At 68.5% G+C, this 23469-nt stretch carries 22 protein-coding genes and 1 pseudogene; 15 read left to right on the top strand and 8 right to left on the bottom strand.

Features of this window, described 5'->3' with window-relative positions; all coding sequences use genetic code 11:
- Positions 1-39: 39 nt before the first annotated feature.
- Entirely contained in the window at positions 40-306 is a 267-nt protein-coding gene (locus AC4OR5_RS28590) for a hypothetical protein (protein WP_003088334.1), read from the top strand.
- 85 nt (positions 307-391) lie between these two features.
- Here the strand turns inward: AC4OR5_RS28590 and AC4OR5_RS28585 are convergent, their stop codons facing one another.
- The gene (locus AC4OR5_RS28585; protein WP_003111315.1) at positions 392-1981 is read right to left on the bottom strand and encodes an ABC-F family ATPase; all 1590 of its coding nucleotides are present in this window, start codon (positions 1979-1981) and stop codon (positions 392-394) included.
- A 304-nt stretch (positions 1982-2285) separates the two neighbouring features.
- Here AC4OR5_RS28585 and AC4OR5_RS28580 point away from each other — a divergent pair, with 304 nt between their 5' ends.
- Both AC4OR5_RS28580 and AC4OR5_RS28575 read left to right on the top strand, forming a co-directional pair.
- Positions 2286-2621, top strand: coding sequence for a hypothetical protein (locus AC4OR5_RS28580; protein ID WP_003111314.1), 336 nt, complete (start codon positions 2286-2288; stop codon positions 2619-2621).
- Between the two features lie 128 nt (positions 2622-2749).
- Entirely contained in the window at positions 2750-3121 is a 372-nt protein-coding gene (locus AC4OR5_RS28575) for a 5-carboxymethyl-2-hydroxymuconate Delta-isomerase (RefSeq protein WP_003111313.1), read from the top strand.
- 20 nt (positions 3122-3141) lie between these two features.
- On the opposite strand, the gene AC4OR5_RS28570 is transcribed toward AC4OR5_RS28575, so the two are convergent.
- Positions 3142-3642 (bottom strand): hypothetical protein, encoded by a 501-nt coding sequence (locus tag AC4OR5_RS28570; protein WP_003111312.1) that lies wholly within the window; start codon positions 3640-3642, stop codon positions 3142-3144.
- 184 nt (positions 3643-3826) lie between these two features.
- Here AC4OR5_RS28570 and AC4OR5_RS28565 point away from each other — a divergent pair, with 184 nt between their 5' ends.
- Positions 3827-4060, top strand: coding sequence for a hypothetical protein (locus AC4OR5_RS28565; protein WP_003111311.1), 234 nt, complete (start codon positions 3827-3829; stop codon positions 4058-4060).
- Between the two features lie 91 nt (positions 4061-4151).
- A complete protein-coding gene (locus AC4OR5_RS28560; protein WP_003088494.1) occupies positions 4152-4499 on the top strand; it encodes an I78 family peptidase inhibitor in 348 nt (115 codons plus the stop codon).
- 66 nt (positions 4500-4565) lie between these two features.
- Here the strand turns inward: AC4OR5_RS28560 and AC4OR5_RS28555 are convergent, their stop codons facing one another.
- Positions 4566-4805 carry a hypothetical protein gene (locus AC4OR5_RS28555; protein ID WP_003088496.1) on the bottom strand — a complete coding sequence of 80 codons (240 nt, stop codon included), beginning with the start codon at positions 4803-4805 and terminating at the stop codon, positions 4566-4568.
- A gap of 235 nt (positions 4806-5040) precedes the next feature.
- Positions 5041-6354 (bottom strand): branched-chain amino acid transport system II carrier protein, encoded by a 1314-nt coding sequence (gene brnQ, locus AC4OR5_RS28550; protein ID WP_003113469.1) that lies wholly within the window; start codon positions 6352-6354, stop codon positions 5041-5043.
- Between the two features lie 526 nt (positions 6355-6880).
- Here brnQ and AC4OR5_RS28545 point away from each other — a divergent pair.
- From AC4OR5_RS28545 to nahK, 5 genes are all read left to right on the top strand, one after another.
- Positions 6881-8584 carry a phosphoethanolamine transferase gene (locus AC4OR5_RS28545; RefSeq protein WP_003088501.1) on the top strand — a complete coding sequence of 568 codons (1704 nt, stop codon included), beginning with the start codon at positions 6881-6883 and terminating at the stop codon, positions 8582-8584.
- Positions 8585-8660: 76 nt separating this feature from the next.
- Positions 8661-10988 (top strand): pyrroloquinoline quinone biosynthesis protein PqqF, encoded by a 2328-nt coding sequence (gene pqqF, locus AC4OR5_RS28540; protein WP_049875248.1) that lies wholly within the window; start codon positions 8661-8663, stop codon positions 10986-10988.
- Positions 10989-11254: 266 nt separating this feature from the next.
- A complete protein-coding gene (locus AC4OR5_RS28535; RefSeq protein ID WP_034025292.1) occupies positions 11255-12454 on the top strand; it encodes a porin in 1200 nt (399 codons plus the stop codon).
- Between the two features lie 102 nt (positions 12455-12556).
- On the top strand, positions 12557-13720 hold the full coding sequence (nosP, locus tag AC4OR5_RS28530; RefSeq protein WP_003139768.1) for a nitric oxide-sensing protein NosP: 1164 nt from the start codon (positions 12557-12559) through the stop codon (positions 13718-13720).
- Positions 13650-16295, top strand: coding sequence for a hybrid sensor histidine kinase/response regulator NahK/ErcS' (gene nahK / locus AC4OR5_RS28525; RefSeq protein WP_074241316.1), 2646 nt, complete (start codon positions 13650-13652; stop codon positions 16293-16295). Before nosP ends, nahK begins: the two co-directional genes overlap by 71 nt.
- A gap of 1 nt (position 16296) precedes the next feature.
- On the opposite strand, the gene AC4OR5_RS28520 is transcribed toward nahK, so the two are convergent.
- Entirely contained in the window at positions 16297-17160 is an 864-nt protein-coding gene (locus AC4OR5_RS28520) for a DMT family transporter (RefSeq protein ID WP_003113465.1), read from the bottom strand.
- A gap of 9 nt (positions 17161-17169) precedes the next feature.
- Entirely contained in the window at positions 17170-17835 is a 666-nt protein-coding gene (gene agmR, locus AC4OR5_RS28515) for a response regulator AgmR (protein WP_003107754.1), read from the bottom strand.
- 515 nt (positions 17836-18350) lie between these two features.
- Between agmR and AC4OR5_RS28510 the strand changes: the two genes are divergently transcribed.
- From AC4OR5_RS28510 to AC4OR5_RS28500, 3 genes are read left to right on the top strand one after another with little or no spacing between them, the layout of a single operon-like run.
- Complete coding sequence (locus AC4OR5_RS28510; RefSeq protein ID WP_003088510.1) at positions 18351-18491, top strand: hypothetical protein; 141 nt, start codon at positions 18351-18353, stop codon at positions 18489-18491.
- 8 nt (positions 18492-18499) lie between these two features.
- Complete coding sequence (locus AC4OR5_RS28505) at positions 18500-19150, top strand: sensor histidine kinase (protein WP_023084335.1); 651 nt, start codon at positions 18500-18502, stop codon at positions 19148-19150.
- Between the two features lie 12 nt (positions 19151-19162).
- Positions 19163-19840: a response regulator transcription factor gene (locus AC4OR5_RS28500; protein WP_058160084.1), complete on the top strand. Its 678-nt coding sequence runs from the start codon at positions 19163-19165 to the stop codon at positions 19838-19840.
- A 26-nt stretch (positions 19841-19866) separates the two neighbouring features.
- Here the strand turns inward: AC4OR5_RS28500 and AC4OR5_RS28495 are convergent, their stop codons facing one another.
- Both AC4OR5_RS28495 and exaA read right to left on the bottom strand, forming a co-directional pair.
- The gene (locus AC4OR5_RS28495; RefSeq protein WP_003088520.1) at positions 19867-20514 is read right to left on the bottom strand and encodes a pentapeptide repeat-containing protein; all 648 of its coding nucleotides are present in this window, start codon (positions 20512-20514) and stop codon (positions 19867-19869) included.
- Between the two features lie 53 nt (positions 20515-20567).
- Positions 20568-22439 (bottom strand): quinoprotein ethanol dehydrogenase, encoded by a 1872-nt coding sequence (gene exaA, locus AC4OR5_RS28490; RefSeq protein WP_003088524.1) that lies wholly within the window; start codon positions 22437-22439, stop codon positions 20568-20570.
- A gap of 312 nt (positions 22440-22751) precedes the next feature.
- On the opposite strand from exaA, the gene pedF reads away from it, so the two are divergent.
- Together pedF and AC4OR5_RS28480 are read left to right on the top strand one after the other, a co-directional pair.
- A complete protein-coding gene (gene pedF, locus AC4OR5_RS28485) occupies positions 22752-23189 on the top strand; it encodes a cytochrome c-550 PedF (protein ID WP_003088533.1) in 438 nt (145 codons plus the stop codon).
- Between the two features lie 86 nt (positions 23190-23275).
- Positions 23276-23469: pseudogene (locus AC4OR5_RS28480) on the top strand (aldehyde dehydrogenase family protein); the annotation flags it as partial.

The following is a 23469-nucleotide window of genomic DNA, read 5'->3' as shown; positions in this document are numbered from 1 at the left end:
TAGATTGACCGGACAATTACAAGCACAAGGAACCGGCCTGTGAGCGCGTGTTACTGCCGCAACTGCGGCGCCCGAGCGACCCGTCTCGTCGAGAACGGCATCTGCGAAGCCTGCAAGCGGCGCTCGGACATCAATCCGAAGAACGTCCTGATCGCCGCCGCCCTGATCGTCTACATCGGGGTGAACGTGGCTGCCTACATCAAGGACCACCCGCCCCGCGAGCTGACCGCCGAACAGCGCGAGAAGATCGCCGAGGGCCAGCGCCTGGCGACCCGCGCGGCGATGATGGCCGGCTACGTCGACTGAGTCGCGCTCCCCATAGGCCCTGCGCGTCCATGCCGGAATGAAAAAGCCCCGCGGATGCGGGGCTTTTGCGTTGCGCGACGGGGACTCAGACGATCACGCCCTGGCTGCGCAGGTAGTCGTCATAGCTGCCGCTGAAGTCGGTCACGCCGTTCTCGCCCAGCTCGATGATGCGGGTAGCCAGCGAGGAAACGAATTCGCGGTCGTGGCTGACGAAGATCAGCGTGCCCGGATAGTTGTCCAGCGCCAGGTTCAGCGCCTCGATGGACTCCATGTCCAGGTGGTTGGTCGGCTCGTCCATCACCAGCACGTTGGGACGCTTGAGGATCAGCCGGCCGAACAGCATGCGGCCCTGCTCGCCGCCGGAGATCACTTTCACCGACTTCTTGATCTCGTCGTTGGAGAACAGCATGCGGCCGAGGGTGCCGCGCACCAGTTGTTCGCCGCCCTGGGTCCACTGGGCCATCCAGTCGAACAGGCTCATGTCGTCGGCGAAGTCGTCGGCATGGTCCTGGGCGAAATAGCCGACGTCGGCGCTGTCGGTCCATTTCACCTCGCCGCCGTCCACCGGCAGGTCGCCGACCAGGCAGCGCAACAGGGTGGTCTTGCCGATGCCGTTGGGGCCGATGATGGCGACGCGCTCGCCGGCCTCGACCTGCAGGCTCAGGCCTTTGAACAGCGGCTTGCCGTCATAGCCCTTGCTGATGTTTTCCACGGTCACCGCCTGGCGGTGCAGCTTCTTGTATTGCTCGAAGCGGATGAACGGGCTGACCCGGCTGGACGGCTTGACCTCTTCCAGCTGGATCTTGTCGATCTGCCGGGCGCGGCTGGTGGCCTGCTTGGCCTTGGAGGCGTTGGCCGAGAAGCGGCTGACGAAGGATTGCAGCTCGGCGATCTGCGCCTTCTTCTTGGCGTTGTCCGACAGCAGGCGCTCGCGGGCCTGTTCGGCGGCGGTCATGTACTCGTCGTAGTTGCCCGGGAACAGGCGCAGCTCGCCGTAGTCCAGGTCGGCCATGTGGGTGCAGACGCTGTTCAGGAAGTGGCGATCGTGGGAAATGATGATCATGGTGCTGTTGCGCGCGGTGAGCACGCCTTCCAGCCAGCGGATGGTGTTGATGTCCAGGTGGTTGGTCGGTTCGTCGAGCAGCAGCACGTCCGGGTCCGAGAACAGCGCCTGGGCCAGCAGCACGCGCAGCTTCCAGCCGGGGGCGACGGCGCTCATCGGGCCGAAGTGCTGCTCCAGCGGGATGCCCAGGCCGAGCAGCAGCTCGCCGGCGCGGGACTCGGCGGTGTAGCCGTCGAACTCGGCGAACTGGACTTCCAGCTCGGCCACCGCCATGCCATCTGCCTCGCTCATTTCCGGCAGCGAGTAGATGCGGTCGCGCTCGGCCTTCACCGCCCAGAGTTCCTCGTGGCCCATGATCACCGTATCGATGACGCTGAAGTCCTCGTAGGCGAACTGGTCCTGGCGCAGCTTGCCCAGGCGCACGTTGGGTTCCAGCATGACCTGGCCGGCGCTCGGCTCCAGGTCGTTGCCGAGGATCTTCATGAAGGTCGACTTGCCGCAACCGTTGGCGCCGATCAGGCCGTAGCGGTTGCCGTTGCCGAACTTGACGGAAACGTTCTCGAACAGCGGCTTGGCGCCGAACTGCATGGTGATATTCGCGGTGGAGATCAACTTCTTTACCTATAGAGGACTTACGCACGCCTGGACCGTGGCGATACCGGTCTGCTACCGGTTCTCGGCTTTCCGCTGCGCTCCATCTGGAGCATGGGTCGATCCTGCGGGCATTCGTGGAGTGCCGCAGCCAGCGTCATGACGTGGCTGTAGCGCGATGAAGGCGGGGTGTGATGCCTGGCATTCGGCGAATTGTCTCACAGGTGCGCCTGCCGTTGCATGACAGCGTACGCCGAAGCGGTTTTTCCCGCCGCCCGGCAGGTGGTAGAGTCCCGTCTTCCGCTCATCCGCAAAGGACTCCCCGATGAAGCCCGCTGTTCTCCCCGCGTTGTTGGTTCTGTCGCTGCTGGGCGGTTGCGGGGATTCATCGTCGGACCGGAAGGCCGCTTCCGGGCCGCTGGCGTTGCACTGCGGAGACTTCGGCAAACTCGAGGTGATCGACGGTTTCGCCAGCCTCAAGCTGCCCGACGGCAGCAGCGTCCAGTCGCTGGGCGGCGATGTCCGCAGCCTCGCCGATGGCCAGGCGCTGAGCGCGATTTCCTATAGCGACGGTTCGGTCCTGTACCGCCAGGCGGGCGACACGCCCGGCTACCTGTACACGCCGGCCAAGGGCCAGCGGCAGGCCTGCGAGACGCGCTGATCCGCGCCATCTACGCGCGGGCTTTCGCGGCCGCCGGGTTGACTGAGCCACGCAGGCGCAGGCCGGCTGTCGCATCGCTCGTCGAGCCGCTAGAATCCCGCTCTCCATTCCCCGCAAGGCCCGCCAGCATGCCGCATCTCGTTATCGAAGCCACTGCCAACCTCCGCCTCGAAACGTCCCCCGGCGAACTGCTGGAGCAGGCCAATGCCGCGCTGTTCGCTTCCGGGCAATTCGGCGAGGCGGACATCAAGTCGCGCTTCGTCACCCTGGAGGCCTACCGGCAGGGAACCGCGGCGGTCGAGCGCGCCTACCTGCATGCCTGCCTGTCGATCCTCGACGGGCGCGACGCGGCGACCCGCCAGGCGCTGGGCGAGGCGCTCGGCGAGGTGCTCGCCGGAGCGGTGGCGGGCGGCGGCGAGGAGGGCGTGCAGGTCAGCGTCGAAGTGCGCGAGATGGAGCGCGCCAGCTACGCCAAGCGCGTCGTCGCCCGGCAGCGCTGAGAGACTGGCGCGCGCCTGGCTCAGATCCAGGCGTTCAGCGTCGCGCCGGCCTGCGTCGGGTCCTCTTGCCGTCCCGGCGCCTGGCCGTTCTGCATGGCGATCATCTCGCGCATGCGTTCGCCGATGCCTTTCTCCACCTGTTCGCGTTTCTCCGGCGGCATCGCGTCCAGTTCCTCCTCGGTCAGGCCGAGGCTCTTCAGGACCTGCTCGCGCATCCGCTCGGCGGGCGATTTCTGCATGTACTCCTTGAACTCGTCATAGGCCGACTTGCCTTCGCCGGCGCCGGCAGTGGCATTCGCCTGGTTCTGCTTCAGCGTCAGGTTCAGCTTCGCGAAACCCTCGTCCAGGGCCTGGCGGGCGGACTCCGTGGCGGGATCGGCGGCCTCGTTGCGCAATGGCGTGCCGAGGGCGGGGCGCGGTTTCAGCAGATCGCCGTTGCCGATCTCGGTGCTGGCTTGCCGCTGGTTGTTCGGGTAACGCGCAGACCAGCCGGAAAGGCTGGCGGGACCGATGCTGTTCATGACCTGCCTCCATGGAAATGAATGACCGCCGCTCCGTCGCAAGGGCCGTGCCAGGTCGCCGAACCCCGCGCCAGAGGGCTCGGCGCATGGCGCAGGGCGGGGCGGAGGCAAGCGCTTGCCGCGAACGGCAACGGCGTTCCGTGGTTAGAATGTCCGGCTTGTGCAGCAGGTTGCGAAGAGAGCCATGACCGACACTCCCGACGATCGAACCGGAGATGCCTCCGGCCTGTCGAAGCGCCAGGCATTCCATCGGCAGCACCGGCAACGGGCGGAGGAAGAGGCGCGGCGCCTGCTCGACGCCCGCGCCGAACAGGGCGGCCGCTGGCTGGACTGGGTCGCGGGCCAGCTCTACCTCCTGCGTCCGCCGGAATACGCGGCCATGGTGCGTCGCGAACTGCAGCGCCTGAGCGGCGACTGAAGCTGGCGAATTTGTCAGCGCGGATTGCAGTTTCGCCAGGAAACCCATGCCACTGGTAAGGTGGCGATCCCAGAAGATCAGAGGAGGCGGTATGCCTTTGAAGCAGTTTTCCAGTGCACTCGTTCTCGCGGCCCTGCTCGCCGGTTGCAGCAGCAACGGCGACAGCCCGTCCACCGAAGGCGCCAGCGTAGCCACCGGCAGCGCCAGCGCGCCCGCGGCCACCCCGGCAGCGGACGGCCGTTGCGATGCCAACGCGGTGCAGGCCTATGTCGGCAAGCAGGCTTCCGCGGCCATCGTCGAAGAGGCCCGCCGCGCCGCCGGAGCGGAAGTCGCCCGGGCGCTGCGCCCGCACGATGCGGTGACCATGGACTACAACCCGCGCCGGCTGAACATCGATGTCGACGACACGCTGGTGATCAAGCGCCTGTCCTGCGGCTGACCGTCCAGCCCCGAATACGAAGAAGCCCCGCATCGCGGGGCTTTCTCTTGGCCGTTCGAAAAGGCCTCAGATGGCGGTACTGCGTAGGGCGGCGTTGGACTGGCTGACGGCGGTTTGCGGTTTTTCCTCGAGAATCGCCTGACGCTTGGCCTGGTATTCCTCGAACGACAGGCTGCGCCGGGCCAGGTCCTCCAGCGCCAGTTGCCTGACCTCGTCGCTGCTGTACGGGCGAGAGGGGTTGTAGTCGCTGGCGCAGCCGGCGAGGGCGAGGGAGAACAACAGTACGCTGATGAGTGCCTTGGCCATGACCGGCTCCTGGATTCGCTTTCCTGGGGGAATGGTCGAAAGGCTAACAACCGCGCCGCTGCGCTAGAAATCATCCCGCTCGATAGTGCTTATTCGTTCGGCTGAACGCGGGAAGAAGCGCTGCCGGCGGCGGCAGGCGCCAGCCGGGCCGTGGGGCGGACGCCGCGATTGGCGCCGTCCGCCGGCATATCCCGCGCTTGGCCGGGAGAACAGGCGGCAGGCCGCTGGGAGCTGTTCAGGCGGCGACTTGCGCGGGCTTGCCCAGCAGGCGGTCGACCAGGCTGCAGGCGGCGAGGGTGGCGACCGAGGGGATCAACCAGGCCAGGCCCTGTTCGGCCAGCGGCAGGTGCAGCAGCCATTGCGGGAAGTCCTGGCCCAGGCCCGCCGCCTTCAGGGCATCGAGCACGCCGAACGCCAGGGAAACCAGCATCACCGGGGCGAGGATGCGCGTCGCCGAATGCCAGAGGCCGATGCAGAAGCTCAGCGCCACCAGCACGATGCACGGCGGATAGATCGCGGTGAGCACCGGGATCGAGACCTGGATCAGCTTGGTCAGGCCGAGGTTGGAAACGATGAAGGAGAACCCTGCCAGGATGATCACCAGGCTGCGGTAGGACAGCGGCAGGCGCTGGCAGAAGTACTCGGCGCAGGCGCAGGTCAGACCGACCGCGGTGACCAGGCAGGCAAGCGCGATAAGTCCCGCCAGGAACGAGCTGCCGAGGCTGCCGAAGGTATGTTGCACGTAGGCGTGCAGGACCGCCGCGCCGTTGCTGGCGTCGGCGGCGATGGCATGGCTGCCGGCGCCGAGCCGGAACAGGCTGACGTAGACCAGCACCAGGCCGACGCCGGCGATCAGCCCGGCGACGATGGCGTAGCGGGTGATCAGCCGCGGCGACTGCACGCCGCGGGAACGGATGGCGTTGACGATGACGATGCCGAAGACCAGCGCGGCGAGGGTGTCCATGGTCAGGTAGCCGTTGACGAAACCCTGGGAGAACGCGGCCTGGGTGTACTCCGGCTGGGCCGTGCCGATCGGGCCGGCGGGCCAGAGGAAGGCGGCGACGCCGAGAATCGCCAGGGCGAGGATCTTCAGCGGGGCGAGGAAGCGTCCGACGGTGTCCAGCAGGCGACCGGGGTAGAGGGAGATGGCCAGGGCCAGAAGGAAGTACGCCAGGCTGTAGACGAACAGCGCCGTGCCGCTCTCGCCGAGCAGCGGCACCACGCCGACCTCGAAGGACACCGTGGCGGTGCGCGGAATGGCGAACAGCGGGCCGACCGCCAGGTAGCAGACCGCCGCCAGCAGGCCGCCGGCATACCTGCCGATCGGATGGCTGAGGGCGTCGACCGAACCGCCGACCTTGGCCAGGGCGATCACGGTGATCACCGGCAGCCCCACCGCGGTGATCAGGAAGCCCAGCGCCGCCAGCCACACATGGGGGCCGGACTGCAAGCCGACGATGGGCGGGAAGATGATGTTGCCGGCCCCGACGAACAGGGCAAAGGTCATAAAACCAAGCGCCAGGATGTCCCGGCCTTTCAAAGCGTTCATGCTGGAGAGGTACCGCGCTGCTCGAGGAAATTCACAGAAGGGTTTCCCGGGGGGTAGGGGAAACGGCACTCATCTGGATGGGACGAGCAGGGGAGGCGGCCGCTGTCCTTGTGGGAGCCGGGCCGGAAACTTGGCATGCTAACGAAAATGCCGGGGTCGCGGGATAGACATTGGTCTGGCTGTCCTTTTGTTGAAAAACGACGTCGCAATCAGAACAGTCCGTAGGCGCCAGCGCCGGAGCGCTCCGCGCTCCTTGCCGCTTGCTGTCTTCCGCCTGCGTCGGCGGCGCCATGCGGGGGGTATGCCGGCGAACCCGGAAAACGCCCGGAAAGCTTCCCGCGAACTTTTTGCAATCCGGCTGAAAGCCCCGGAACACAAGGGCTGCGGCGCTTCTGAAGGGTTACGTTTTCTGTAGGTATTCTTCACGAAAGATTGACGGATCGCCGAGCAGACTGCCGCCGTCGTCGAGTGCTGCCAGGGGCAACGCTGCGCACGGCAACCCGGAAGTCAGTGAAGATCCGTGCCCATGTCGAAAGCCCGCGCCGTCCGTCCCGAACTGCTGACCCTGCTGGTCAGCCTCGCCTTCCTGCTGTTCTACAACCTGCCGCTGTGGCAACGCCTGCTGGCGATCACCCCGGCGGGCTGGCAGGGCCTCGGCATGATGCTGGCGGTCGGCCTGATGATCGCCGCGATCTTCAACCTGGCGCTGACCCTGCTGGCGTTCCGCTGGCTGCTCAAGCCGGCGCTGACCCTGCTGATCCTGGCGGCCGCCGGTACCACCTACTTCATGACCCAGTACGGCGTGCTGATGGACGTCGGCATGCTGCGCAACGTCATGCAGACCAACCCGGCCGAGGTCGCCGACCTGCTTTCGCCGAAGCTCGCCGTCTACCTGGCGTTGCTTGGCGCGCTGCCGGTCTGGCTGCTGTGGCGCACGCCGGTGCGCTACCGGCCGTGGCCACGCGAGCTGCTGAGCAAGCTGCTGGTGGCGCTCGCCTGCCTGGCCCTGCTCGCCGGGGTGGCGCTGGCCAATTACCAGGGGCTGTCCTCGCTGTTCCGCAACAACAAGGAACTGCGCCTGCAGGTCACCCCGAGCAACCTGGTCGGCGCCGCCATCGGCTACGCCAAGGGCCAGGCCCAGGCCGCCAGCCAGCCGCTGCGGCCGATCGCCGTCGATGCCCGGCGCGCCGCCCTGTGGCAGGGCCATGCGCGCAAGTCGCTGACCGTGCTGGTGGTGGGCGAGAGCGCGCGGGCACAGAACTTCAGCCTCAACGGCTACGCTCGCGAGACCAACCCGCGGCTGAAGGCCGAGGAGGGCCTGATCAACTTCTCCAACGTGCACTCCTGCGGTACCGAGACCGCGGTGTCGGTGCCCTGCATGTTCTCCAACCTGGGCCGCGCGGACTACAGCGACGCTCGCGCGCGCACCCAGGAAGGCCTTCTCGATGTGTTGCAGCGCGCAGGCCTGCGGGTCCTGTGGCGGGACAACCAGTCCGGCTGCAAGGGCACCTGCGACCGCGTCGCCTTCCAGGACCTGAGCGAGAGCAAGGACCCGGCCCTGTGCGCCGGCGGCGAGTGCCATGACGAGATCCTCCTGCGCGACTTGCAGGCCTTCATCGACGGGCTGCAACAGGACACCGTGCTGGTGCTGCACCAGATGGGCAGCCACGGCCCGGCCTACTTCAAGCGCTATCCCAGGGAGTACGAGAAGTTCACCCCGGTCTGCGCCAGCAACGACTTCAGCGCCTGCTCGCGGGACAGCATCATCAACGGCTACGACAACACCCTGCTGTACACCGACCACGTGCTGGCCAGCCTGATCGACCTGCTGCGCAAGAACGAAGAGCGCATCGATACCGGCATGCTCTACCTCTCCGACCATGGCGAGTCGCTCGGCGAGTACAACCTCTACCTGCATGGCACGCCTTACCTGCTGGCGCCGGACCAGCAGAAGCACGTCGGCATGCTGGCCTGGTTCTCGCCCGGCTACCAGAGCGCCTTCGGCCTCGACAGTGGCTGCCTGCGCCAGCGCAGCGACGAGGAGCTGTCCCAGGACAACCTGTTCCACTCGATGCTCGGCCTGCTGGAAGTGCGCACCGGCGCCTACGATCCCGGCCTCGACCTGTTCGCCCCGTGCCGTGCGCCCGAGGTCCTGCAGGCGCTCAAGGCCGACGGCGGACGGGCGCTGTACTCCGAGGAAGCGTCTGGCCAGGAGCCGCCGGCTTCCTGATACGACCCGGCGAAAGGACTATTTCCTTCGCCTCGCGGAAGGGTAAGGTTCAGCCTCGGAACCCGCGAGGACGCCCATGGATCACCACGCCCAACACCACCCCAGGAGCCGCGCCTGCGTGCTGCCCAACGGCCTGCGCCTGCACCTGGCGCATGATCCGGCGGCATCGCGCGCCGCTGCCTGGCTGCGGGTGGCGGCGGGCAGCCACGACGAGCCGAGCGCGCATCCCGGCCTGGCCCACTTCCTCGAGCACCTGTCGTTTCTCGGTGGCGCGGCGTTTCCCGGCGACGAGCGCCTGATGCCGTGGTTGCAGGTCCGCGGCGGCCAGGTCAACGCCAGCACCCGGGGCAGGACCACCGACTATTTCTTCGAGGTGACGGCGGAGCACCTTGGCGCCGGTCTGGCACGGCTGATCGACATGCTCGTCCGCCCCTTGCTGGACATCGATGCGCAACGGCGCGAGCGCGAAGTGCTCGAGGCCGAATACCTGGCGCGCTCGGCCGACGAGCAGACCCTGATCGACGCGGCGCTGGCCCTCGGCCTGCCCGCCGGACACCCCCTGCGGCGTTTCGCTGCCGGGCGCCGCGACAGCCTGGCCCTGGAGAGCGATGCGTTCCAGCGGGCCCTGCGCGAATTCCATGCCGCCCACTATCACGCCGGCAATTGCCAGCTATGGCTGCAAGGGCCGCAGGCACTGGACGAGCTGGAGAGGCTGGCGCAGCGTGCCTGCGCCGACCTGCCGGGGCGCGCGCCAGGCGCGAGTCCGCCGCCGCCGCCGTTGCTGCCCTTCGCCGGCGAAGCGCTGGCGCTGCGCCTGCCGGGACCTCCGCGGCTGGTGCTGGGCTTTGCCCTCGACGCTTTGCGGGGGACCGACGAACAGACCCTGCTGGCGTTCGCCGAATTGCTCGGCGATCGCTCGCCGGGCGGGTTGCTGGCGGCACTCGGCGAACAGGGCCTGGGCGAATCGGTGGCGCTGCGGGTGGTTCATCGGGACGCGCGGCAGGCGCTCCTGGCGTTGACCTTCGAACTGTTCGACGGCAGCGCGGCGGCGGCGCTGGAGGCGGCCTTTTTCGACTGGCTGGGCGCCCTGCGCGACGATGCCGCCAGCTTGCTGGCGGCGCGCCAGCCGTTGCTGGCGGAGCCCACTGCGCCGCTGGAGCGACTACGCCAGCGCGTTCTCGGCCTGCCGGCGGAGATTCGCCCGGCCTGCCTGGACGCGCTGCAAGCCGACCGCTGCCTGCGGCTGCACCTGGACAGCGAACTCGACGGCGCCGAAGCGCGCTGGTCGGCGGGCTTCCGCCTGAGCGTGGCGCCGGTTGCCGCAGCGCCGCCGCTGACCGCGCAGCGGCATGCCTGGCGCTTCGAACTGCCGTTGCCGCCCAGTGCCGCCGCCGAGGGCGCGCTGTTCCTGCGCTGGCGCTTTCCCGGTGTTCCCGCACGGTCACGCTTCCTGGCGCTGCGCCAGGCGTTGCGTCCGCTGTGCGGCCAGGCGCGCCTGGGGGGAGTGGAGATGGGCCTGGAGGCGCTCGGCGAAGACTGGTCGCTGAGCCTGCTCGGTCCGCGCGATCGCCTCGAGGCAGCCGTGCGCCCGGCCCTGGCCCGGCTCCTCGCGGCGCCGCCCGACTGGCGCGCAAACGGCGAGCGTCTGTCCTCCGCCGAGCGGCGCCGCAGCGCCACTGGCCTGCCGATCCGGCAGTTGCTGGACGCCTTGCCCGGCCTACTCGGCGAGCCGCTGGCGGAGGTCGACGACTGGCGGCGGACGCGCTGGGACGCCTTGGTCATGCAGGCCGCGATGCCAGATCCCCGATGGATGCCCGGCCAGGCTGCCGGCGAGCGCCTGGAGCCTATGCCGCCGAGGCCCGGACGGCATCGCCGCGAACTGGCCATGGACGGCGAGTCGGCGTTGCTGCTGTTCTGCCCGCTGCCCTCGCCGGAGGTGCCGATGGAGGCGGCCTGGCGCTTGCTGGCGCGCCTGCACGAACCGGCCTTCCAGCGGCGCCTGCGCGACGAGCTGCAACTGGGCTACGCGTTGTTCTGCGGCTTCCGCGAGGTCGGCGCCCGGCGCGGCCTGCTGTTCGCCGCGCAATCCCCGCGTGCCTGCCCGGAACGCCTGCTGGAGCATATGGAGACCTTCCTCCAGCGCTCCGTCGAGGCGCTCGCGCAACTGCCGGCGCAACGCCTGGCCGGCCTGCGCGAAGCCCTCGCCGACGACCTGCGCCGAGCGCCGGGTAGCTTCGCCGAGCGAGCCCGGCGCGCCTGGGCGGAGCACCTTGGCGGTGGCGCCGGTCGCTCCCGGCTGCTCGCCGAGGCCGCCCTCGGCCTGAGCGGCGACGACCTGCTCGCGGCCCAGGCCCGGTTGCTGGAGGCGCGCGGCGGCTGGTGGGTGCTTTCCAGCCGGCGCTGAAGCGAGCCACGCGGTAACTCGACGACAGCCTTGCCGGCGTCACTGCGGCGTTAGGTCGAAAGCCGCGCTGCTTCGGTGGCGCTCCCGCCGCGACCAAGGTTGCGCTACCGCCGGAGGAGCGCTGCCCGCGCCTTGCGCAGCGGCACCCACGCCCACCATGAAGAAGCGTCGAAGCAGGCCCAAGGAAGCGTATGGCCGGGCTTTCCCGGTTTCGATAATCGGCTCCGCCACGACCGGCCCGGTCGTTTCACCTCGCGGAGTGCGTCATGAACAAGAACAACACCGCCGTTCGCCGAATCCTGCCGCTGACCCTGGCCTCGCTGGGTGCCCTGGGCGGCCTGCAACCGGCCGCCGCCGATATCCTGCTGTACGACAAGGACGAGACCACCTTTTCCACCGACGGCTACTTCAATGCCTTCTACGTCAACAGCGACGTCGACCGCCAGGGCGAGACCTACGATCGCCGCCAGTCGCGGGTGAAGATGGGCTTCCTGCCGAACTACATCGGCTTCAACTTCGGCAGGAAGGTCGACGACCTGAGCCTCGGTGGTCGCGCTTCCTTCTGGGTGACCATCAACGACAGCGAGACCGACGGCACCGATACCGCCATCGACGTCCGTCAGTTCTACGGCACGGTCGCCGGCGACTGGGGCGAGGTGCTGATCGGCAAGGACTTCGGCCTGTTCTCGCGCTCGAACATCTTCCTCGACGAACTGCTGGCCGGTTTCGGCAACCCCAGCGACACCCTCGGCCTGGTGGACGGCAAGGGCGTCTCCTTCGGCAACATCGGCACCGGCTATCCGTACCCGTTCCCCACCTCGCAGATCACCTACCGCAACAACGACCTGCTGCCCGGCCTGCGCATCGCCGTGGGCATCCTCGACCCGATCGACTCCAACCAGATCGACAAAGACGCCAGCGACGGCCTCGACGACAAGGCCTACCAGGACAACCCGCGCTACGAGAGCGAGGTCAGCTACCAGTTCGACCTGGCCGGGGCGCAGGTCTACAGCTGGATCAACGGCGGCTACCAGACTTCGAAGAACACCAGCGACAGCGTCGACAGCGTGACTTCCAAGGGGGTCGGCTATGGCTTGCAGGTGAAGATGGGCGGTTTCTCCGTGACCGGTTCGGGGTTCACCGCCAAGGGCATCAATCCGTTCTTCACCAACAACGCCGGCGAAGCCGCGCTGCGCGAAGTGGACAGCCGCGGCGCATTGCTGCAGGGCTCGTATTCATGGGGCAAGAACCGCCTGGCGCTGTCCTACGGCAAGACCGTCGACGACGGCAACGGCCTGGGTTCCGCGGCCGACTACGAGAGTCGCGGCATCGCCTATTTCCGCACGATCAACGACAACCTCAAGCTGGTCGCCGAGCTGAACCGCTACCGGATCGACGGGCGCGACGGTGCCGCGCTCGACGAGGACACCGACACCGTGGCCCTCGGCGCCGTATTGAACTGGTGATACCGCTACTTTCGAAGGACCCCGCCGCGACCCAAGTAGGATAGGGGCCGCGGCGGCGCCCTTCGTAGAATGCTGGCGAGGCGGAACGACGGGGGAGCGGGCATGTACGAAGGGCAGGGGGAAGGGGTCTGCAGGGGCATGTCCAGCGCGCGCGACGTCGAAGTGGTGGCCCAGGACCTGGCGCGCCAGCTTATCCATCCGCACCTGGGCTTCGTGCTGTTCTTCTGTTCCGCGGAATACGACCTGCCGGCCCTCGGCGAGATGCTCGAACGCTACTTCGGCGGCATCGACCTGGTCGGCTGCACCACCGCCGGCGAGATCACTCCGGCGGGCTACGGGCGCGGCTGCGTCAGCGCGGTGGGCTTCGACGTGCGCAGCTTCGCCATCAGCAGCGCGCTGATCGACGAAATGGAGCGCTTCAGCCTGCTGGACGCGCAGCAGATGGTCGAGACCCTGGTGGCCGGCTGTCGCCGCGGCGGCCTGGCGCCGATCAAGGACCACAGTTTCGCCCTGACCTTGCTCGACGGCCTGTCCAGCCGCGAAGAGGTGGTGCTCGCCGCGCTTGGCGCGGCGCTCGGCGCGATCCCGCATTTCGGTGGCTCGGCCGGCGACGACCGGCACCTGACCCACACCCATGTCTACCACCAGGGCCAGTTCCATACCGGGGCGGCAGTGGTGGTGCTGGTCAACACCTGGCTGGACTTCGAGGTCTTCACCACCCATCACGTGGTGCCGCGCGCCGAAAAGTTGGTGGTGACCCGCGCCGACAGCGGCAGCCGGCGGGTCCACGAACTCAACGCCGAGCCGGCGGCGCTGGAATACGCCCGGCTGGTCGGGGTGGCGCCGCAGGCGCTGGATTTCGCCCTGTTCTCCGCGCATCCGCTGGCGGTGCGGGTCGACGAACGCTATTACGTGCGCTCGATCCAGCAGGCCAACGAGGACCTGAGCCTGACGTTCTACTGTGCGGTGGAGAACGGCATCGTTCTCACCGCGATGAGCACCGGCCCGCTGTTGCCCAACCTGGAGGCGCAGTTCCGCCGCCTCCACGAGCGCCTCGGACCGCCGTTGCTGACCATCGGTTGCGACTGCTTCCTGCGGCGCCTGGAGCTGGAGGTCGGCGGTGACACTCAAGCGACCGCCGCGTTTCTCCGCAGCCAGCAGGTGATCGGCTTCAACACCTACGGAGAGCAATTCAATGGCATGCATATCAACCAGACCTTCACCGGGGTCGCCATTGGCCGACCCCGCGGAGGTGTCCGTCGCTGAGCTGCAGGCGCGGGTCGTCGCCCTCGAAGAAGAGCGGCACAAGTTGCAGCGGATCAACCAGGCGCTGATCGGACGCATCGAGTCGAGCGCCGCGCAGAGCGACGAGGCCTACGGCGCCTTCCAGTATTCCGTGGTGCTGGCCGAGCAGGTCCGCGAGCGCACCGACGCGCTGAGCCAGACGATGCTCGAACTGAAGGCCAGCAACCAGTTGCTCAGCGACGCTCGCCTGCGTGCCGAGACCGCCCACCAGCATCTGCTCGACGCCATCGAAAGCATCTCCGACGCCTTCGTCCTGTTCGATCCGCAGCAACGCATCGTGCTGTTCAACGAGCGCTTCCGCGCGCTGTGGGTCGACAGCCGGGCGCGGATCGGTCCTGGCATGCGCCGCGCCGAACTGCACCGGCTGGCGCGCAGCGGCGGGCTGATCGTCGAGGAACAGCGCGGCGGCGACCAGCAGACCCTGTATCGCCTGCGCGACGAGCGCTGGCTGCGGATGAGCGAACGGCCGACCCGCGACGGCGGGCTGGCGGTACTCTACAGCGACGTCACCGAGATCAAGCTCAGCGAGACCGCGCGCCGCGAGCAGGCGCTGGCGCAGAAGTCGCACCTGTTGCAGCGGGCGGTGGACAACCTCTCCCAGGGCGTGGCGATGGTCGGTGCCGACGGCGTGCTGGAGTTGTGGAACCGGCGCTTCCTGGAACTCTGCGGGCTGGCGCCGATCGCCGGGCACCGGGCCTTCGCCGAAGTCATGGCGGAGAGCGAATTGCCGTTGCTCACGCCGTGCAGCCAGGACTCCCAGGGGAGTCCGCTGAGCGCCCGCGAGCAGCGCCTGTTCGATGGCCGGGTGCTGGAGATCCGTACCCATGCGCTGCCCACCGGCGGCTTCGTCAACACCTTCACCGACATCACCGAACGCTATCGCCACGCCGAGGCGTTGCGCGCCAGCGAGCGCTGGATCCGCCTGATCACCGACCAGGTGCCGGCGCTGATCGCCTATCTCAGCGACGAACTGGTCTACGAATTCACCAACAAGGTCTACGAGGAGTGGTACCGCTGGCCCAGCGGCTCGATGCTCGGCCGCTGCCTGCGCGACGTGCATGGCGCCGAGCACTGCCGGCGCCTGGAACCGTACTTCGAGCGGGCCCTGGCCGGCGAAAGCGTGACCTTCGAGATCGCCGAGACCGCGTTGTCCGGCGAGGAGCGCTACATGCAGCGCTCCTACGTGCCGAACCGCCAGGCCGACGGCCGGGTCGCCGGGCTGTTCGTGCTGATTCGGGATATCACCGAGCGCCGGCGGACCGCCGAGGCGCTGCACCAGGCCTACCAGAACCTCGAACAGCGGGTGCGCGAGCGGACCGCCGAGCTGACCACCCTCAACGACCAGTTCAAGCGCGAGATCCACGAGCGCAGCCAGGTCGAGGCGCGCCTGCGCGAGGCCAAGCGCGAGGCGGAACAGGCCAACCTGTCGAAGACCAAGTTCCTCGCGGCGGTCAGCCACGACCTGCTGCAACCGCTGAACGCCGCGCGGCTGTTCACCAGCGCCTTGCAGGAGCGCGGCAGCGCGGCGCGGGACAACGAGGCGCTGGTGAACAACATCAGCCATTCGCTGGAGGACGTGGAGAACCTGCTCGGCACCCTGGTGGACATTTCCAAGCTGGACGCCGGCGTGATCACCCCGGACATCGCCCCGTTCGAGCTTGGCGAACTGCTCGGCAACCTGGCCGCGGAGTACCGCCAGGTAGCCGCCAGCGAAGGGCTACGCCTGGACTTCGTGGCCTGCGGGGCGCTGGTCCGCAGCGACCAGCAACTGCTCGCGCGAATCCTCCGCAACCTGCTTTCCAACGCCATCCGCTATACCCCGCGAGGGCGCGTGCTGCTGGGTTGCCGCCGGCATCGGCAGCGCCTGTCGATCGAGGTCTGGGACACCGGGGTGGGCATCGCCGCCGACAAGCTCGGCGAGATTTTCCAGGAATTCAAGCGCGGCGAGTCGCAGCGTTGCCACCAGGACCGCGGGCTCGGCCTGGGATTGGCGATCGTCGACAAGATCGCCCGCATGCTCGGCCACCGGGTCCGGGTCGGCTCGCTGCCGGGTAAGGGCTCGTGCTTCGCCATCGAGGTACCGCTGGCCCGCCATGCCCCGCGCAGTCGCGCCGAGCCGCTGGCCAGCGCGGACGACCTGCGCGAGCGCCTGCGTGGTTCGCGGGTGTGGGTGCTGGACAACGATGCGGCGATCTGCGCCGGCATGCGCACGTTGCTCGAAGCCTGGGGCTGCCGGGTAGTGACGGCGCTGTCGGAGGAAGACCTGGCGCGACAGGTCGACAACTACCATGCCGAGGCCGACCTGCTGATCGTCGACTATCACCTCGACGACCAGCGCAACGGCGTCGACGCGGTCGCCGCGATCAACGCCCGGCGCGGCTCGCCGCTGCCGGCGCTGATGATCACCGCCAACTACAGCAACGAACTCAAGCAGCAGGTTCGCGAGCTTGGCCATACCCTGATGCACAAGCCGGTGCGGCCGATGAAGCTGAAGACCGCGCTCTGCCACTTGCTGGAGCGCGAAGCCTCGGTCTGATTCAGGCGCCTTCGCGTGCCGCGCGGCCCAGGCGCGGGGCGAGGATCAGGGCGATCCCGCCGAGCACCGCCAGGGTCGCCGGCGGCAATCGCGGGGCGAGCGGCTCGCCGAGCAGTAGGGCGCCGCAGAGGGCGGCGAGCACCGGCACGCTGAGCTGCACCGAGGCGCCCTGGATCGCCGTCAGCCCCGGCAGTGCGCTGTACCAGACGGCGTAGCCGAGGCCGGAGGCGAGGGCGCCGGAAAGCAGGGCATAGGCCAGCCCGGCGCCGTCCAGCCGCAACTGCCCATGGAATGCCAGGAGCAGCAGGGCGGCGAAGGCAAGGGCTCGGAGGAAGTTGCCGGCGCTGACCGCCAGCGGATCGCCGCCGCCGCGGCCGAGCAGGGTATAGAGGCCCCAGGCGAGGCCGGACAGGAGCATCAGCAGGGCACCGCCCAGCGGCGGCGCGCTGGCTCCGGGGAGCAACAGGAACAGCAGGCCGCCCAGGGCCAGCAGGAAACCGAGCAGCGCCTGTCCGCCCAGCCGTTCGCCGCGCAGCAGGCCGGCCAGCAGCAGGGTGACCTGTACCGCGCCGAATAGCAGCAGCGCGCCGGTGCCGGCGTCCAGCTGCACGTAGGCGTAGGAGAACGCGGCCGCGTAGACGAACAGCGCCGCCGCCCCGCGCCAGCCGCCGCGCGCGGGCGTGGCCGGGCGCCGGCGCAGATGCAGCAGGACGGCGAGCATGAGGGCGCCGGAGAAGAGACGCAGGGCGGTGAAGCTGACCGCGTCGATGGCGGTGTCCTTCAGCGCCGCGCGGCAGAGCAGCGAATTGCCGGCGAAGGCCAGCATCGCCAGGACAGTGAGCAGCAGGGTACGGCGGTCGGGCATCGGCGGGTCTCAGCGGCGCAGGTAGGCGGCGAAGTCGATGTCGCCGGCGCTGAGGATCGCCTGGACCCGGTTGTGTACCTTGAGCTTGCGCAGGATCGCCGAGACGTGCGCCTTCACCGTGGTCTCGGCGATGTCCAGGTTGTAGGCGATCTGCTTGTTCGACTCGCCCTTGGTCATCCGCTCCAGCACCAGCAGCTGCTTGCGGGTCAGGGCCTGGAGCAGTTCCGGGGAGATGCCGTGTTCTTCGTGGCCGCTGCGTCGCGGCGAACTCTTCTGGGTGCGGATCACGTCCGAGGGCAGGTAGACGTTGCCGTTGAGGATCTGCTCGATGGCTTCGGTCATCTGCGCGCGTGGCGAGGACTTGGTGATGAAGCCCACCGCGCCGTAGGTGATGGCCTGTAGCACCACCTGCTTGTCCTGCTCGGCGGAGACGATAACCACGGGAATGGTCGGGGCCTCGTTGCGCAGGTTCATCAGGCCGTTGAGGCCGTGCATGCCGGGCATGTTCAGGTCGAGCAGGATCAGGTCGAGGTCGTCGTGTTCCTGGGTCAGGCCCAGGGCGCTGTCAAGGTCGGCGGTTTCCATCACTTCGCTGCCGGGGAATCCGTCGGCGATGACATTGTGGATGGCCTCGCGGAACAGCGGGTGGTCGTCGGCGATCAGGATCTTGTACATGGCCTGCACCTCGTTATTGTCGTTATGGGCGGCTGGTGGCGGCTCGGGGCACGCGGGCGGATGCGAATGCGCTCACGGTAGCAGTCGTGGGCGCGATAGCCCAGCGGGCGGGCGTTCCGCCGCGCGCTGCCGGGGACGCGTCGCGGACGGTCGGCAGCCGGGTAGGCGGAGAAGGCGAACTCGGTACTGCGGCGGGACCGCCGCAGGGTAGTCGGGCGCTACGCGGGGCAAGGCAAGGCGGGGCATGGCGGCTTCTCGTCGTTTCTTCTTGTATGCGTCATTACAGGGCAGGCGCGCTGCTTTGGAAATTCGACGTCCGGAGGGGTGAACCAGTACCAAAGTAGCAGGACCAGGCGCTTGCGCAGCGCTCCTGCTGCATCGGCGGCGCCCGCAAGGGCGGCTGGAGGCGGGTGGCCGCGCAAAAGTAGCGGCCCGGCAGTACCAAGGTAGTAGCACGCCGTGGCTCCGCGCGTCCTAGCATGTCTCGACAACGACAATGGACAGGAGTCGCCGCCATGCGCATCGCCGTCACCCTGGTGTTGCCCATCCTGCTGATCCTCAGCCTGCTCGGGTTCGATTTCCTCTATTCCCGCCACCTCGGCCAGGAAAGACCTGCCGCCTGCGCCGTCGGACAGGCCTGTCGGATCGCCCCCTGAGCCACGCCATGGATGACCTGCGACCCGCCGGCCCGGCGGAGTACCGCTGGCTGCTCGCCGTGCAGGAGCGCGAGCGGCGCTTGCTGGCCCAGGCGGTGCATGACGATATCGGCCAGTACCTGACGGGTATCCGCACCCAACTGTTGTTGCTGCGCTGCACGGCAGGCGACGGGCAGCCGGCGCTGGCACGCCTGGAGCGCTACTGCCAGGGGCTGGACGACAGCTTCCGCGCGCTGCTGCGCGGTCTACCGCCGCCGGCCCTGCAACGCCAGTCGCTGGACGAGGCGCTGCGCGCCTGCGTGGCGGACTGGCAGGAAGGCCAGGGCATCGCCTGCGAGCTGCGCCTGGGCGGTCCGCTGCCGCCCCTGGATGCGGCGGCCGGGACCCATCTCTACCGCCTGTTGCAGGAGGCGCTGAACAACGTCGCCCGGCATGCCGGCGCCAGCCGCGTGCGGATCCGCCTGCAACGCCGTGGCGGCTTTCTCTACCTGAGCGTACGCGACGACGGTCGCGGCTGCGCGGCGGACCCGGCACCCGGCTTCGGCCTGGACTCGATGCGCCAGCGCGCGCGCTGCCTGGGCGCTGAACTGAGCCTGCGCAGCCGTCCCGGACAGGGCCTGGCGTTGCGCCTGCGGATGCCGCTGGAACGCGGCGACTGAGAGGAGAGGACGATGAAGATCCTGCTGGTGGACGATCATTTCGTGGTCCGCGAAGGGCTGGCCGCGCTGTTGCGCGGGCTGCTCCCCGACGTGGAGGTGAGCGAGGCCGGCGATGGCGAAGAAGCCTTGCAGGCGGTGCAGCGGGAAATTCCTTCGCTGGTCATCGTCGATCTCGGCCTGCCGGGCATCAGCGGCCTGGAACTGACTCGCCGGCTGCGCCAGCGCCTGCCGCAGTTGCGTGTGCTGTTCTTCAGCCTCCACGACGAACTGGCCCTGGTGCGCCAGGCGCTGGATGCCGGTGCCCGCGGCTACGTGACCAAGCGCGCGGCGCCGACGGTGCTGCTGGAGGCGATACGGCGAGTGCTCGCCGGCCAGCTCTATCTGGAGCAGCCCCTGGCCACGCGCCTGGCCTGCCAGTCGTGGGAAGAGCAGGGCGGGGCAGCGTTGCGCGGGCTGACCCGTCGCGAGTTCGAGATCTTCCGCCTGCTCGCGCGTGGCCAGGCCCTGCGCGAGGTGGCCGAGCACCTGGGGGTAAGCGCCAAGACCGTGTCCAACCATGTCAGCCTGCTCAAGCAGAAGTTGCAGGTGAGTACCCAGGCGGAACTGGTGCACCGGGCCATCGACAGCGGCGTGCTGCGGCTGGGCCTGCCGCTGCCGCTCGCCGAGGAGGCTCGCGGCAGCCTCGGCTAGGGGCGCCGTCGCTGCTGTCCGGCGCTTCACTGCCAGCCCGCGGGGCAATCCTTGCAACCCTGCATGTTGCTGCCCTGGAAGTTGCCGAAGCGCACCTTGCTGCCGCGCAGGTCGGCATCTTCCAGGTTGGCCTCGGCCAGCTTGACTTCCTGCAGGTTGGCGTCGCGCAGGTCGGCGCCCTTGAGATCGGCGCGGGACAGCCAGGTCATCTCCAGGTCGGCGGCGCGCAGCGTGGCCTGGTGCAGGCGGCCGCCGCTGAGACGGGCGAACTCCAGGTAGGCGGCGGTGAGGTCGGCGCCTTGCCACTGGGCGCCCTGGGCGAACAGGCCCCAGGCCTGGATCGCCACCGCCCTGGCGCCGGAGAGGTCGGCGCCGCGCAGGTTGGCTTGCTGCAGGCTGGCGCGGGTGAGGTCGGCACCACGCAGGTTGGCTTTTTCCAGGTTGGCCAGGTCGAGCCTGGCGTGACGCAGGTCGGCGCCGGAGAGATCGGCGCCGGCCAGGTCGATGCGGCCGAGGTCGAGGTTGCGCAGGTCGGCGCCGCGCAAGTCGGCCTTGGCGCAGCGCGCGCCGGGCTCCAGGCGGCAGCCGGCGATGACGCGGACGTCGTCGATGTCGTCGGCGGCCTGGGCCAGGCCGGCGCCGAGCAGGGCGGCGCAGAGGAGGAAGGTCTTCATCGGGATACTCCGCAGGCGGGGAAAGCCGCGCCTCGCAGGGCGCGGCGCGGGGATCAGCGGCTGGCGGTGCGGTTGTCCCAGCTGGGCAGCTTGAATACCCAGAAGGAACCGCCCTGGGCCACCGGCCGGGTCAGGTCGGCCATGTCGCCGCCCCACAGCGGCACGGCGCCGCCGTAGCCGACGGTCACGCCGAGGTACTGCTCGCCGTCCTGTTCCCAGGTGATCGGTGGCGAGACGATGCCGCTGCCGGTCTGGAATTTCCACAGCTCCTTGCCGCTCTTCGCGTCGAAGGCCTTGAAGTAGCCGTCGCCGGTGCCGGTGAACACCAGGTTGCCGGCGGTGGCCAGCACCCCGGCCCAGAGCGGCAGGTGTTCCTTGTGTTCCCAGACCACCTTGCCGCTGACCGGGTCCATGGCGCGCAGGCTGCCGACGTGGTCGTCGTACATGCGCTTGATCCGGAAGCCCATGCCCAGGTAGGCGCTGCCCTTCGTATAGCTGACCTCCTCGGTCCAGTAGTCTTCCTTCCAGTGGTTGGCCGGCACGTAGAACAGGCCGGTGTCCTGGCTGTAGGCCATCGGGTTCCAGTTCTTGCCGCCGAGGAACGGCGGCGATACTTCCACCGCCTTGCCATGCTTCTGCCCCGGTTCCGGCAGCGGCGGGCGCTGGCCCTCGCGCTCCACCGGGCGGCCGGTCTTCAGGTCGATGTGGCTGGCCCAGGTGATGTTGTCGACGAAGGGGAAGGCGTTCTGCAACTTGCCGTTGCTGCGGTCGACCACATAGAAGAAGCCGTTGCGGTCGGCGTGGGCGGTGGCCTTGACGATCTTGCCGTCCTTGGCCTTGTAGTCGAACAGCACCAGTTCGTTGTTGCCGGAGAAGTCCCAGGCGTCGTTGGGGGTGTGCTGGTAGAACCACTTCACCTCGCCGCTGCTCGGGTCCACCCCGACCTGGCCGGAGGTGTAGAGGCTGTCGTAGTCGTGCGGGTTGCCGCCCTTGGCGGTGCGCGCCCAGGTGTTCCACGGGCCGGGGTTGCCGGCGCCGACGATGATGGTGTTGGTCTCGGCGTCGAAGCTGGCGCTCTGCCAGGGAGCGCCGCCGCCGTGGCTCCACGACTCGACCTTGCCGGTCGGCGAGTTGCGATCGTCCGGCCAGGAGGGCGCCTTGACGTCGCCGGTCACCGTGCTGTCCTTGCCGTTCAGGCGGCCCATGTGGCCTTCGACGAAGGGACGCATCCAGATTTCCTCGCCGGTATCCGGATCGCGGGCGAACAGGCGGCCGACCACGCCGAACTCGTCGCCCGAACTGCCGTGGATCAGCAGGACCTTGCCGGTCTTGCCGTCCTTCACGATGGTCGGCGCGCCAGTCATGGTGTAGCCGGCGCCGTGATCGGCGAACTTCTTCTTCCACACCACCTTGCCGGTGTTCTTGTTCAGCGCCACCACCGAGGCGTCGAGGGTGCCGAAGAACACCTTGTCGCCATAGATCGCGGCGCCGCGGTTGACCACGTCGCAGCACGGGCGGATGTCGTCGGGCAGGCGGTGGTTGTAGGTCCACAGGCGCTTGCCGGTCTTCGCATCGAGGGCGAACAGCCGCGAGTAGGAGGCGGTCACGTAGATCACGCCGTCGCTGACGATGGCCTGGGACTCCTGGCCGCGCTGTTTCTCGTCGCCGAAGGAGTACGACCAGGCCGGGGTCAGCTTGAACACGTTGTCGGCGTTGACCTGCTTGAGCGGGCTCCAGCGCTGGGCGTGGGTGCCCATGCCGTACTGCAGCACGTCGCCGGTGGTCTTGTCGTCGTTGGCGATGTCCTCCCAGGTCACATCCTTGGCCAGCGCGGCGCCAGCGCTGCCCAGGGCGACGGCGAAGGCGAGGCAGTGCAGGCTCGGGCGCAGGAGGCCGGCAGGGGCGGGTGAGGTTCTTGTTGTCATGATCGGGTTCCCGTTTGGAGTGAGGGTCGAGAAACGGCAGGCCGCTGCTCGGGCCGCGGCGGCTTCATGGTGGAAGCGGGGCGCGCCGACGGGAACGGAAGATCGCCCGATTCGGCCGGGAAGACTTCCCGGACGGGGCATGACTTGGACTTGCTGCCAAAGCCCCGCGTAAGGCCTTCCGAGGCTCTACTCCGAAGGGAGTAGGCGAGGACGCCCAAAGCAGGATTCGGGCGCGCGGCGGAGCTTCCTAGGATGGCGATGAGCGCCGTTTGGCGCCCGTGCCTTGTCCTGTCTCCCCGGAGGAATGAAGTGATGAACAAGAACAACGCCTTGCGCGGCCTGCTGGTGCTGGCCGGTCTCAGCCTCTCGAGCCTGGCGCTGGCCCACGGCGATGTGACCCCCCAGGCAGTGGACACCAAGGGACTCGAGCCGCTGGGCAAGGAATGGCGCGACACCAACCCCTACCGCGAGCCCTACGCCAAGCACGACCTCGCCGTCGAGATCGGCGCCTCCGCCTACAACCAGAACTGCGCGCGCTGCCACGGCCTGGAAGCCAAGTCCGGCGGCATCGCCCCGGACCTGCGCCTGCTGGAGACCGGCGCCGAGGGCGACGAATGGTTCAAGGAGCGGGTCATCAACGGCGCGGTGCGCGATGGCGCGGTGTACATGCCGAAGATGGCCGACTTCATCAGCCAGGAAGGCCTCTGGGCGATCCGCAGCTATCTGGAAAGCGTGCACGTCGACGAGTGACGCGCCCGACCCTTCGCCGCCGACCGCGGCGGCCTTGCACGAGTCCGCCGCGCCACGGCGGAACGACCACACAGGAGAGCTTCGCCATGATCTACGCAGCGCCCGGAACCCCCGGTGCCGTCGTCACCTTCAAGCCTCGCTACGGCAACTATATCGGCGGTGAGTTCGTGCCTCCGGTCAAGGGCCAGTACTTCACCAACACCTCGCCGGTGAACGGCCAGCCGATCGCCGAGTTCCCCCGTTCCACCGCCGAGGACATCGACAAGGCCCTCGACGCCGC

Source organism: Pseudomonas sp. YA1 (genome assembly GCF_058680555.1).
This window is presented reverse-complemented; position numbering and strand designations above follow the sequence as displayed.